The sequence below is a fragment of the Legionella tunisiensis genome (genome assembly GCF_000308315.1).
Classification (GTDB): Bacteria; Pseudomonadota; Gammaproteobacteria; order Legionellales; family Legionellaceae; genus Tatlockia; species Tatlockia tunisiensis.
Map to the genome: position 1 here is coordinate 1 of NZ_CALJ01000022.1, position 13,442 is coordinate 13,442.

Genomic DNA, 13,442 nt, shown 5'->3' on the forward strand with positions numbered 1-13,442 from the left:
TAGCATCACCCAAATCAGCTGGCGAACGAACCGTTTTAACACCAGCAGCTTCAAGTGCAGCAAATTTTTCAGCAGCAGTACCTTTACCGCCAGAAATAATCGCTCCAGCATGTCCCATTCGCTTGCCTGCCGGCGCAGTAACACCAGCGATATAGGAGACTACTGGCTTGCTGACATTTGATTTAATGTATTCCGCTGCCTCTTCTTCTGCTGAACCACCAATTTCACCTACCATGATGATCGCTTGTGTCTGGCTGTCTTTTTCAAAAAGTGCCAATGCATCGATAAAAGTAGTTCCTGGAATAGGATCGCCCCCAATTCCAATGCAAGTACTTTGACCAAATCCTTTATCAGTAGTTTGTTTAACAGCTTCATAAGTCAATGTACCAGAGCGCGAAACAATACCAACCTTACCAGGTAAGTGGATAGAGCCAGGCATGATGCCAATTTTACATTCACCAGGAGTAATGATGCCTGGGCAGTTAGGACCGATAAGTCTCGCGTGTGTATTATTCTCTAAATACACTTTGACTTGCAGCATATCCAGTACTGGAACACCTTCAGTGATACAAACAATTAATTTAATACCCGCATCCGCTGCTTCTAGGATGGAATCTTTGCAGAATGGTGCTGGCACATAGATCACGCTGGCGTCAGCGCCTGTTTCATCCACTGCTTCACGTACGGTGTTAAAGACAGGCAAACCGAGGTGAGTCTGACCACCTTTACCTGGTGTTACCCCACCAACCATACGCGTACCATATTCAATCGCTTGCTCTGTATGCAAAGTACCTTGTTTGCCCGTAAATCCTTGGCAAATCACTTTAGTTTGTTTATTTACTAATACACTCATTGCTTAACCTCAAATTTAGTTCCAGCTACTTCTCGTTTATTCACCTGGGAAGTAACCAAGTAAGTAATTAGGCGACAGCCGCCACGATCTTTTTCGCTGCATCAGTTAAGCTGTTTGCGGCGATTACATTTAAATCACTCTTATTTAAAATTTCAGCACCTAGTTTTGCATTATTTCCTTCAAGACGCACAACTACAGGCACTTTCACATCCACTTCTTTAACAGCTGCGATAATTCCTTCTGCAATTAAATCACAACGAACAATACCGCCAAAAATATTAACCAGAATACCTTTGACATTTTCATCAGAAAGGATAATTTTGAACGCTTCACTGACACGCTCTTTTGTGGCACCACCCCCTACGTCGAGGAAATTTGCCGGCTCACCACCATGCAGCTTGATCACATCCATGGTAGCCATAGCCAGACCAGCACCATTAACCATACAGCCGATTGAGCCATCCAGAGGGATGTAGTTCAATTCCCAATCAGTCGCACGATTTTCACGCTCATCTTCCTGAGTAGTATCGCGCATACTCTTTAATTTAGGTTGTCTGTATAAAGCATTTCCATCGATATTAATTTTGCCATCCAAACAAAGAAGTTTGGCCGTTCTTAGTAACCACCAGAGGGTTAATTTCCAACAAACTAAGATCACACTCAACAAACATCTTACCAAGTGCCAGCATTAAATGAGTAAATTGCTTGATTTGCTCATCATTCAAACCAAGCTTGAAACCCACTTCACGGCATTGGTAAGGCATCACTCCGACTAAAGGATCAACCACTACCTTGAAAATTTTCTCGGGTGTTTCATGAGCTACTTTTTCAATCTCTACTCCACCTTCCGTGGATGCCATGATAACTACTCGTCGAGTAGCTCTATCAACAACTGCACCAAGATATAGTTCACGTGCAATATCACAAGTTTCCTCAACTAAAACAGCATTCACCGGCTGTCCGTTTGCATCAGTCTGATAAGTTACTAAGCGTGTACCCAGCAATGACTTGGTAACTGCAGCCAATTCTTCTTTAGTAGAAACCAGTTTAACACCGCCTGCTTTACCTCGCCCCCCTGCATGTACTTGAGCTTTGACAACCCATCTCGGCGTTGATAATTGAGAAGCAACTTGCAAAGCATCTTCCACATTATAAGCAACCTGACCCCGGGGAGTTGGTAAGCCGTAGCTAGCAAACAATTGCTTGGCCTGATATTCATGTAAATTCATCGTTAGCACCCTTAAAAAGCAAAACCCGGCAATGCGGGTCTTGCGGTTAAATTTCATTATCAAACATTGAGTAATAAACGTGATGGATCTTCCAGCAGTTCTTTTACACTCACTAAAAATTGCACTGATTCTTTACCGTCAATTAAACGGTGGTCATAGGAAAGAGCCACATACATCATTGGACGAATAACGATCTGGCCCTTTTCAACAATCGGCCTGTCTTCGATTTTATGCATACCCAAGATACCGGTTTGCGGCGGATTAATGATGGGAGTCGCTAGTAAAGAGCCAAATACCCCACCATTGGTAATGGTAAATGTTCCACCTTGCATTTCTTCCATGCCCAATTTACCTTGTCTGGCGCGTGTTGCTGAATCATTAATCGCTTTCTCTATATCAGCCATGCTCATTTGATCAGCATCTCTCACGACTGGAACAACTAAACCACGCTCAGTAGATACGGCAATACCAATATCGTAATAGCCGTGATAGACAATATCCTGTCCGTCAATGGAGGCATTTACCGCTGGGAAACGCTTCAAAGATTCAACAACAGCCTTGGTGAAGAAAGACATAAAACCGAGTTTTACACCGTGCTTTTTCTCAAAACCATCTTTATATTGAGCACGTAAATCCATGACTGCTTTCAGGTTAACTTCGTTAAAGGTTGTCAACATTGCAGCATTATGTTGTGCTTGGACTAAGCGCTCAGCAATTTTTGCTCTTAGCCTTGACATCGGTACACGGCGCTCTTCACGTGCACCCATTGGTAATTGAGCGACTGGCTCCGTTGTCGATTTGGATGTTTTTCGCGACCTGATTCGATGAACGCAATAACATCTTCCTTCGTAATACGACCATCCTTACCCGAACCAGAAATCTGACCAGACTGCAGATCATTCTCCGCAAGCAAGCGCCTTACAGCTGGACTTGCTGCTTTATCTTCACTGGCAAGATTAGCCTCTTTAACCGGCTGCTTTTCTTCTTTAGCTGCAGGTTGTTCAGCGGCTGCACCAGCCTCTATACGGGCTAATAGTTGACCAGATTGAACTGTATCACCCTCTTTAAAAAGGATCTCCTTTAACACGCCGTCGACAGGAGCTGGTACCTCGAGTACCACTTTATCTGTTTCTAAATCAATGAGATTCTCATCGCGCGTAACTCTGTCACCAACTTTTTTATGCAACGCAGCTATAGTGGCGTCTGCTACCGATTCAGGTAAAGCAGGGACTTTAACTTCAATAGACATGGTTATACCTTCTTATATTATCTAATCAATTTAATCCAATAGAGCTTGTTCAACCAGTGCTTGCTGTTGTTGCGCGTGTAGTATAGGACTACCCACTGCAGGAGCTGCCGCAAACTCTCTGCCAGCATAATGCAAGGATTGATCATCTCGCAAACAATCTATGATATTGTGTTGGGAAGAAAACCATACGCCTTGATTCTGTGGTTCTTCTTGACACCAAACGATCTTTTTCGCCTGCGGAAATTTTTCCAATTCCTGAGTCAACATTTTTCGGGAACGGATAAAGCTGCTCCACACGCACAATGGCTATATGATTTAATTTATCATCACGTCTTTTTTGCAATAGATCATAGTAAACTTTGCCACAACATAACACTACTTTCGTCACTTTAGCTGCATTTATGTCATCTATTTCTGGAATGACTGCATGAAATTTACCCTTCGTTAAATCCGATAAGGGAGATACAGCCAGTTTATGACGTAACAAACTCTTTGGCGTCATGACAATCAAAGGCTTACGGAATTTACGTAACATTTGACGACGCAGCATATGGAACATTTGAGCTGGCGTTGTTGGAGTACATACCTGAATATTATGCTGCGCGCAAAGCTGCATAAAACGCTCCAGGCGCGCAGAAGAGTGCTCTGGTCCCTGCCCTTCGTAACCGTGCGGTAACAACATTACCAAACCGCACAACCGTCCCCATTTTTGCTCACCAGAACTAATGAATTGATCAATAACAACCTGAGCACCATTGGCAAAATCACCAAACTGGGCTTCCCATAATACGAGAGACGTCGGCTCAGAAGAGGCATAACCGTATTCAAAGGCAAGCACCGCTTCCTCTGAAAGAACGGAATCAATAACCGTGAAAAATTTGTGCGGATCAGTCACCGTTTTTTCCAGCGGTACGTAGGTTTCCCCATTTGTTATATCATGCAATACTGCATGGCGATGAGCGAAAGTGCCACGGCCGCAATCCTGCCCCGATAGGCGCACACCATAACCTTCATGCAATAAACTTGCGTATGCCATTGTTTCTGCATAACCCCAGTTCATTGGGATTTCGTCAGCACTCATTTTTTCCCGCTCGGCAAGAAGACGTTTGACAACTGGATGCAATTCAAAACCATCTGGCAACGTGTGTAGCTGTTTTGAGAGTAATTGCAGCGTACTTTTACTAATGGTGGTATCCGCTTTATCCGTCCATTTAGCATTGATATAGGGAGTCCAATCAACAGCTACTCGCCCTTCATAGTCACCATGAACTAGTTCAACAACTGCTTCTCCCTTATCGAGTCTATCGCGGTAGCCCTCAACCAACTTATCAACGTCTTTGCTGTTAATAAGGTTTTGAGCGATTAATTCATCTGCGTAGATTTCTCGCAGGGTACGTATTGATTTGATCTTTTTATACATGGTCGGCTGAGTAACCGCAGGCTCATCGGCCTCATTATGGCCATGACGACGATAGCAAACCAGATCAATCACCACATCCCGCTTAAATTTCATTCTAAAATCAAAAGCAATTTGCGTTGCAAAAACAACGGCCTCCGGATCATCACCATTCACATGAATAACAGGTGCCTGAACCATTTTTGCGACATCAGTACAATATAAAGTAGAGCGCGCATCTAAAGGATTCGACGTCGTGAAACCAATTTGGTTATTAATCACAATATGAATTGTCCCGCCGGTTGAATAACCGCGGGCTTGAGAAAAATTAAACGTTTCCATTACTACGCCCTGGCCTGCAAACGCTGCATCACCATGAACAACAACAGGAACAACTTTATCTTTCTTATCTAAATCATGTTGACGCCGTAAACGGGAACGTGCAGAACCTTCAACCACTGGACCAATGATTTCCAAGTGAGAAGGATTAAATGCCAAAGCCAGATGCACAATTTCCCCTGTTTCCGTACGTATATCTGACGAGAAACCCATGTGGTATTTCACATCGCCAGTACGCTCGTACTTAACCTTTCCTTCAAATTCCTGGAACAGTTGATCAGGCTCTTTACCCAATACGTTGACTAAGACGTTTAAACGACCGCGATGCGCCATGCCAATAACGATTTCCTTAACACCGTCACTGCCCCCTCTGCGAATAAGCTCTTTCATCATAGGAATAAACGCATCTCCCCCTTCAAGAGAGAATCGCTTTTGACCTACATAACGTGTTCCCAAATAACGCTCTAGACCATCAGCCGCAATCAAGTCGCTAAGAATATTTAGTTTTTTCTGCTTATCAAAACTAGGTCGACCGCGAGCAGACTCCATTTTTTGCTGCAACCATTCTGTTTCCGCGTTATCAGAAATATGCATGTACTCAATACCAATACTACCGCAATAAGTGTCACGCAATGCCTGAAATATTTCACGTAACGGCATCTCAGAACCATTGAAATATTTACCGGCAAAAAAGAGCGATTCATATCCGCTTCAGAGAGTTGGTGATAACTCAACTCAAGGCTTGGTACATTCACCCGCTCAGCCATCCCCAAAGGGTCAAGTTTAGCAGCGTGATGGCCGTGGGCGCGATATGCATTCATCAGATGAGCAACTTGATATTGCTTACTATCCTGAGAAGTAACAACCTGCACCCGTTTCTTATCGCTGTTGTGCAAAAAATAATCACGAATATCTCGGTGGGAAATCTCTTTGGCCACACCATCAACTGTTGGCAAGGCATCAAAAGCTGCCCGCCAGTCTGCAGGAACTGAATTCGGATCAGTCAGGTAGTCTTCATATAGACCATCGACGTAAGCCATGCTTCCACCTGACAAATAGGAAGAAGCCCATTGAGTTTGCAGGTCACTACTGCTCATAGTTGTTCTCTCCAAAGGGGTGCGCCCCAATTTTATCGGGGCAACAAGAAAATCGCTATCAAGTTTCCTGGGTCAGCATTTGCTTACGAATATTAGCAATTGCTTCTGTCGGATTGAGTCCCTTCGGACAGACATTCGCACAGTTCATGATTGAACGGCAGCGAAATACACTGAAAGGATCTTGTAATTTATCCAAACGGTGTTGCTTGGCTGTATCACGACTATCTGCCAAAAAACGTCGCGCCTGCAGGAGCCCAGCAGGACCGACAAATTTATCTGGATTCCACCAGAAAGATGGGCATGAACTGGTACAACATGCGCATAATATGCATTCATATAAGCCATCAAGTTGAGCACGCTCCTGAGGCGACTGTAGCCGCTCACGCGCAGGAGCAACGCTATCATTTTGCAGATACGGCTCAATACGCTCATATTGTTGATAAAATTGAGTCATATCAACAGCGAGATCACGTATTACAGGGAATCCTGGTAAAGGCCGCAACACGATTTTGTCCGTTTTCAACTGTGAAACAATCGTAATACAAGCCAAGCCATTAGTACCATTAATATTCATTCCATCAGAACCACAGACTCCTTCACGGCAAGAACGGCGATACGTAATGGTTGGATCCTGTTCTGCTTTTAAACGCTCAAGCAAAGTAAGCAGCATAGGATCGCTTTTAACTGGAACTTGTATCTCATAATCCTGCATATAAGGCTTAGTATCCTTCTCAGGATTATAGCGATAAATCGACAGGGTTAAATTTCTAGTGTCAGCCACGGCATATCCTCTCTAGTAAACACGTTCTTTCGGCTCAAATGGCGCAATATATTTAGGTGATACATTCACTGGGCGAAAATCAATTACATCACCTTCCGCAAAATACAACGTGTGTTTAATCCAATTTTTATCATCACGTCCAGGATAGTCTTCTCGGCTATGTGCACCACGGCTTTCCGTTCGTGTGAGTGCTGATTGCGCCGTTGCATAGGCCGTTGCCATTAGATTATCCAATTCTAATGCTTCAATGCGTGCAGTATTGAATATTTTGCTCTTGTCATCCAAATACGCGTTGGCTAAGCGCTTACGTAAAGCGTCCAATCGATGCAAGCCTGAAGCCATTACTTCGCCTGTGCGGAAAACGCCGAAATCTTCCTGCATTACGCGGTGCATTTCATCACGAATGACAGCAACACTCTCTCCCTCTTTTGAATTTTCCCAACGCTGATATCGCTCCAAAGAAGCAGCAATGTCGTCTTCAGAAATATACGGCATCTCTGGCATTTGGTTAGACTGCCATAATTCTTCTACGTGAATACCAGCAGCACGACCAAAAACAACTAAATCCAAGAGTGAATTTCCACCTAAGCGGTTAGCGCCATGGACAGAAACACAGGCACATTCACCCACAGCATAAAGTCCTTCGACAATGTGCTCTTTACCATTTTTTCGGCCCAATACCTGACCATGCATGTTGGTAGGAATTCCACCCATACTATAGTGACAAGTAGGAACAACAGGTATTGGTTCAACGATAGGATCAACACCGGCGAATTTCATTGATAACTCACGAATACCAGGTAGGCGTGACATAATCAAATCAGCACCCAAATGATCAAGTTTTAGTTTAACGTGATCAACCCCTTTAGGATCAAACCCTTTCCCGGCACGAATTTCCAATGCCATTGAACGAGCAACCACATCGCGCGACGCCAAATCTTTTACTCGTGGCGCATAACGCTCCATAAAACGCTCGCCGTCTTTATTGATGAGGTAACCACCTTCTCCGCGACAACCTTCAGTGACTAATACACCGGCCCCTGCAATACCTGTAGGATGGAATTGCCACATTTCCATATCCTGCAAAGGCAGACCTGCGCGTAACGCCATGCCAAAACCGTCGCCTGTATTAATCAAGGCGTTTGTCGTTGATTGGTAAATACGACCGGCACCCCCTGTGGCAAGAATGCATACGCGAGTTTGGTAAAAAACCACTTCACCCGTTTCGATACACATTGCAGTAACGCCTGCAATATGACCGTGGGCATCTTTGACAAAATCAAGCGCGTACCATTCACTGAATACGTGAGTTTTAGCCTTTAAATTTTGCTGATACAGTGTATGCAATAGCGCATGACCAGTTCTATCAGCAGCCGCACAAGTACGTGCTGCTTGCTCACCACCAAAGTTTTTGGATTGGCCGCCAAATTGACGCTGATAAATTTTGCCATTATCCATACGTGAAAAAGGCAATCCCATATGCTCAAGCTCATAAACAGCTTCCGGTCCTGTTTTGCAAAGGTATTCTATGCAATCCTGGTCACCAATATAGTCAGCACCCTTCACTGTATCATACATATGCCAACGCCAATCATCTTCATCAGCATTACCAAGCGCGGCAGTAATTCCTCCCTGTGCAGACACGGTATGTGAACGAGTAGGAAACACCTTCGACAACAAGGCAACCTTTAATCCTGAATTGGCCAATTGTAGAGCAGCACGCATTCCAGCACCGCCCGCACCAATAATTACTGCATCGAATTTGTTACGTGCAAATGCCATGCTTATCGCCCCCACACAATCATTAAGCCCCAAATAAACTGACCTAGCAGCCACAAGACAACCAGCATCTGAATCGTAAGCCTCAGCGCTGTGCATTTCATGTAATCCGTGGTTACAGTCCAAATGCCTATCCAAGCATGCAAACTCAGTGTAAACAAGGCAATGATGCTAGCAATCTGAAACCAGATACAATGAAACAGAGTAGCCCACTGGTCATAACCCAACTGCGGATGCAACACTATATAACCTAATAAAAACAAAGAATAAGCAGCGAAATAAACCGCTGTTACTCGCTGAATTAACCAATCTTTTAAACCATTACCAGTTAAGCTTGTTACATTGGTTACCATATCCAGATTCCTAGAAAAATTGTCAGAATTACCGCCAAAACAATAACAAAAATAGCGCTGTGACGACCTGCACTAACATCCTCTCCAAAGCCTAAATCCATAAGCAAATGGCGGATACCTGCAAGCAAATGGTAAACCAACGCGGCACCAAAAGCCCATAATAGAAGCTTATTAAAAGGGCTGGCAAGTAAGTTATGCAACTCGGAGAAAGTTTCAGCACTGTTGAGCGACATGCTAAGAAAATAGAGCATGAATGGCAACAAGAGGAACAATATCAACCCGGATATACGATGTAAAATCGAGGCAATTGCCATTGCTGGAAATTTCATCGTCGCCAAATCAAGATTTACTGGTCTTTTTTGGTTCACTGTCAAAATCTTCCTTAAGAGAAAAGTGGTTATAACTATAGCATAAATAAGGCCATAATCAGCCCTTGAGCAAAATCATGCAGCCCACTTAAAATTGAAAACGTGGGCAGTATACCACTCTGTTTTTTAGCGCAAAGTTCAAGCTCGCGAAGGCGAGTTAAATGATTATTATAAGTATCAATGGGGTCATTTTTACGCATATTGGTCGGTGATATACAATCAACGAAATGCAACCCACAGTAGAAAAACACGCTGTACACAACGCATAAAATTGTTCTACAACCTCTTTTTCGCTATCTGGCTATACTCATACTATGCTTCTATTACAAGGCTTATAGGGACATCGCCATGCTCATCAAACGCCCTATTTATAATCAGCAATTAGAATGTGTGGCCGTAGATATTATCGCTAATCAACAAGCAAAGGAACATGAAAATTTATTCGAACATTTCACCACCATACTTGCCAATACCGAGAAAAATCTACTCGTGTTTATCCCCTATACGTTTAAATTTTTGGTTGAGCAGGCAGAGTCCTCCATTGTTAACCCCATTGTTTTAAAACTTGCTGCTATAGACATTGATACAATCTGTCCGCGAGCAGAACTAGAAACATCCAAATCCACGTTTGCCTTGGTGATTGATAAACCCGAACAGCTAGCGTGGCTGAATTTTGCCGAATACATTGCCCTCAGTGAACAGTTAATGAAAGCCACCAACCTGACTAAAGTAGTGAAATTCAGTCAAGATCGGCAACGTAAAGTGATTGCCTACGGACTGAGTGAATATATGAATTTTGAACGCTGTAAAACCATGGCAATGGACTACTATTGCGGTAATTTTCTCTTCCAAACCCAGGAAACTGAAAATACAGAAATTGCAACGAACAAATTTAATCTCTTGGAGTTAATTAGTAAATTGCAGCAGGCAGAGACTGACATAGAAACTATTGTCGAATTAATCCAAACCGATCCCGTGTTAAGCTACCAACTGTTAAAAGTAGTTAACTCTGTTGCCTTTTCTGGTTTTCAAGCTATTGAATCGATTGAACAAGCTGTTGTGCGACTAGGGATTGCAAATTTAAAAAACTGGGTGATGGCCGTATCAATGACCAATATTTCCAAAAAACCACTGGAACTTGTTGAATCAGGGTTAATCCGCGCACAAATGGCACAAAAACTGGCTGAAACACAACCTAGTATTTGCCCCCAAAGCGCCTATACTACTGGGTTACTTTCAGTATTAGATAGCTTAATGGATAGTCCTATGAGTAATCTAGTCGATAAAATTACTCTGACAGACGAAATCAAATTAGCCTTGACTGCCCGTAAGGGCGCTTTGGGAGAATTACTTGCAACAGTCGTTGCTTATGAAGAGGGACATTGGGATACTCTTAAAAAACCGCTTATTCCAGTCTTGACCTAAGTCAAATTTATATTGATTGCCTCGAACAAGTAGCACTGAGCAAAAAAGCCATGAGCGCCCCCTCTTAAAGGAATAGTTATGTTATCACTAAAATACTTGGCCTCTCAGTTGTATGATGGATTTATTCTACTTGCTTTATTTTTTGCCTTTACAGCTATTTGCCTTAGTACTACCCATGGTGTAGCCATTCCACCCGCCTCACGCTGGTATCAAGTCAGTCTATTAGCTATTTTTTTGATGTATTATTTGCTTTCTATTTGTTATGGAGGAAAAACTATTGGAATGCGTGCCTGGCATTTAGTCATTATTACTGAACAAGGTAATCCCAGCTTATTACAAGCTATAATGCGCCTCATTCTTTTAATACCGGCAGCACTAGGCGCGTTGATAAAGTGGGAGAACCCGCAAAAATTACTTTTACGCTGGACAAAAACCGAATTAGTTTCAGCAGATAATTGTCGATGACACGAGAAAATCCCAAAGACTCCCGTCTAGTTAACGAGACATCCCTGGTGTTGCTCCATGTGACTGGCGGAAACTCTCGCGCGGCGCCTCTGGGGGATAACCATAGCCTTTATCAGCGAGTCGTTTTACGATTTGCAGATAACGCTCGCCCCAAAGTCCGGGATCAAAATTGGTTACTACAACATTAAAATTTAAATTAATTACCGACTCAAAGGCCTTACGCTGTGCAAGCTCATGGCCCGCAAAAGCAATCTGCACCTCTGTTTCAGCATCAATACCGCCAGTTTTTAATCGCTCAACCAACAAATAAATCATTTTCTCGATAGTATAAAATAATTTACACATCGACATTCCGGCAGAGTACATCTCCTGTCCCTTGGAAGTAACCATTTTAAACCCATGGTCATAAATTGGATAGACAAATTCCACCTCGCTGGAATCAGGTAAAGGCTCGGGATTAAGAATGATCGGAGGAGATATCGGCTCAATCGTCGGAGTAATAATCGCTAATTCAAAATCAGCCCAATGCCACCATAATTGGTAAACATCTTCCACGCGTCCAAGTGGGTTATCCTCATAATCATTCATGACCCTACTCTGGACTTCTGCTCCAAGCTCTGAAAAACCAATTTCAGCATTTTGTTCGTTATCAGGCATTCTTGGTACCGGTTATCAATTTTTATAACTCTATCTTAGCCCAAAATGGTAGATGGAGCACGGCTAAAAAACTCAAGAAAATGTAAAATAAGTGACAAAAAGGCGTTTATTCAACCTATTCAAGACACTGATAATAGATTGGTGGTTGAATTTTGCATTTAAAGCAACTGCTTTGGCAGACTGGTTTTTCCTGGCAGCAACCAATGACGCCTTTTCGTAGCCAGAGCTCCAGCATAGGTTGCAATGCTTGGATATCAAGCCCAAATTCACGCGCCATTTGTTGATTACTGGCCACTCGTGCGCGACGTATATACTCACGAATTTGAAACAACATGTGCCTCTCCAAAAATAGATTTTTTGTAAAATAAAAATCCAACAGCAAGCCCAACACAAGCGACCATCAGTATAATCCAGAGAATTGATTCCTGCGGATGAGCTGAAAATGTTGCCAACTGATAAAACAAAACTGCCATTGTATAAGCAATAATAAAAGACCAGATAATAGAAAACCACATCAATGAACGACTAGCTTCCTGGCGAATGACTGCCATTGTTGAAACACAAGGGATATAAAGTAAAATGAACAGCAAATAGGCATAAGCACCTACTCGTCCATCAAAGCGTTGAGCCATCATGCCATAGACAGACTGTGACATTTCTCCATCTGGCGCACTCGCGACAATAGGATTTAACAAAGCATGCCCTAAATCCGCCAAATTCTGGGGAATTGACCAGACTGCCATTTGCAAGGAAGCCCAAAAATCAAAATTCGCCACACCCGCCTGGCCAATATTCCCAAGTTGAGCGTAAAGTGAATTCAAAGAACCAACAACTACCTCTTTCGCCAGCATACCCGTTAATAAACCCACCGTAGCAGGCCAATTATCTTGCTGCAAACCCATGGGAGCAAAAAAGGTGTTAACCATTGGCCTAACAAAGACAGCACCGACTGCGTACTCGCTTCACCGGTGCTAAGACCACCCTGTATAGTCAATGCATTCAAACCGCCTAAAATCACGCAGACAGGAACAATTAAACGGCCAGCACGGATAACAAAATACCGTAAACGTAGAGAGGTTTCTCTCAACAAACGCTTTAAAGCCGGTTTATGGTAAGCGGGTAATTCCAGAATCAATGGTGAGGCTTTGCCGCTCAACGTCGTTTGGCGCAGAATAAAACCGGTCAGCACAGCCATTAAGATCCCAATCAAATAAAGAGAAAACACCACATTTTGCCCACCACTAGGGAAAAAAGCTGCAACAAAAACTGCATAAATGGCCAAACGGGCACTACAAGACATGAAAGGGCTCATCAAAAACTGTCAATAAGCGCTCCCTTTCTGAATCCAGTGTTCGTGCAGCCATGATGGCTGGAACATTACAGCCAAACCCCACGATCATGGGCACAAAAGATTTCCCAGGCAAACCTAAAGCCCGCATGGCCTTATCAAC

General features: G+C 43.2%; 9 protein-coding genes and 4 pseudogenes. 2 read left to right on the forward strand and 11 right to left on the reverse strand.

The window, feature by feature from the left end; genetic code table 11:
* The 8 genes and pseudogenes from sucD to sdhC form a co-directional block, all read right to left on the reverse strand.
* On the reverse strand, window positions 1-853 hold an 853-nt coding region (gene sucD / locus BN58_RS01365), incomplete at its 3' end, for a succinate--CoA ligase subunit alpha (RefSeq protein ID WP_019215299.1).
* A gap of 67 nt (window positions 854-920) precedes the next feature.
* Window positions 921-2,082: pseudogene (gene sucC, locus BN58_RS21080) on the reverse strand (ADP-forming succinate--CoA ligase subunit beta).
* Window positions 2,083-2,141: 59 nt separating this feature from the next.
* A pseudogene (odhB, locus tag BN58_RS21085) lies at window positions 2,142-3,331 on the reverse strand (2-oxoglutarate dehydrogenase complex dihydrolipoyllysine-residue succinyltransferase).
* Window positions 3,332-3,361: 30 nt separating this feature from the next.
* Window positions 3,362-6,163 (reverse strand): annotated as a pseudogene (locus tag BN58_RS21090) (2-oxoglutarate dehydrogenase E1 component).
* 58 nt (window positions 6,164-6,221) lie between these two features.
* Window positions 6,222-6,944, reverse strand: coding sequence for a succinate dehydrogenase iron-sulfur subunit (locus BN58_RS01385; protein WP_019215301.1), 723 nt, complete (start codon window positions 6,942-6,944; stop codon window positions 6,222-6,224).
* A gap of 12 nt (window positions 6,945-6,956) precedes the next feature.
* Complete coding sequence (gene sdhA / locus BN58_RS01390) at window positions 6,957-8,726, reverse strand: succinate dehydrogenase flavoprotein subunit (RefSeq protein WP_019215302.1); 1,770 nt, start codon at window positions 8,724-8,726, stop codon at window positions 6,957-6,959.
* 2 nt (window positions 8,727-8,728) lie between these two features.
* Window positions 8,729-9,076 (reverse strand): succinate dehydrogenase, hydrophobic membrane anchor protein, encoded by a 348-nt coding sequence (sdhD, locus tag BN58_RS01395; RefSeq protein WP_019215303.1) that lies wholly within the window; start codon window positions 9,074-9,076, stop codon window positions 8,729-8,731.
* On the reverse strand, window positions 9,070-9,444 hold the full coding sequence (gene sdhC / locus BN58_RS01400; protein WP_026069179.1) for a succinate dehydrogenase, cytochrome b556 subunit: 375 nt from the start codon (window positions 9,442-9,444) through the stop codon (window positions 9,070-9,072). The genes sdhD and sdhC overlap by 7 nt, the downstream gene beginning before the upstream one ends.
* Before the next feature lie 348 nt (window positions 9,445-9,792).
* On the opposite strand from sdhC, the gene BN58_RS21095 reads away from it, so the two are divergent.
* A complete protein-coding gene (locus BN58_RS21095) occupies window positions 9,793-10,869 on the forward strand; it encodes an EAL and HDOD domain-containing protein (protein ID WP_019215306.1) in 1,077 nt (358 codons plus the stop codon).
* 78 nt (window positions 10,870-10,947) lie between these two features.
* Window positions 10,948-11,334, forward strand: coding sequence for an RDD family protein (locus BN58_RS01415; RefSeq protein ID WP_019215307.1), 387 nt, complete (start codon window positions 10,948-10,950; stop codon window positions 11,332-11,334).
* 30 nt (window positions 11,335-11,364) lie between these two features.
* Here BN58_RS01415 and BN58_RS01420 read toward each other — a convergent pair whose 3' ends face one another.
* From BN58_RS01420 to BN58_RS21100, 3 genes and pseudogenes are all read right to left on the reverse strand, one after another.
* The gene (locus tag BN58_RS01420; protein ID WP_019215308.1) at window positions 11,365-11,991 is read right to left on the reverse strand and encodes a hypothetical protein; all 627 of its coding nucleotides are present in this window, start codon (window positions 11,989-11,991) and stop codon (window positions 11,365-11,367) included.
* Between the two features lie 115 nt (window positions 11,992-12,106).
* Window positions 12,107-12,325 (reverse strand): FeoC-like transcriptional regulator, encoded by a 219-nt coding sequence (locus BN58_RS01425; RefSeq protein WP_019215309.1) that lies wholly within the window; start codon window positions 12,323-12,325, stop codon window positions 12,107-12,109.
* Window positions 12,306-13,442: pseudogene (locus BN58_RS21100) on the reverse strand (nucleoside recognition domain-containing protein); the annotation flags it as partial. The gene BN58_RS01425 and the pseudogene BN58_RS21100, both read right to left, overlap by 20 nt.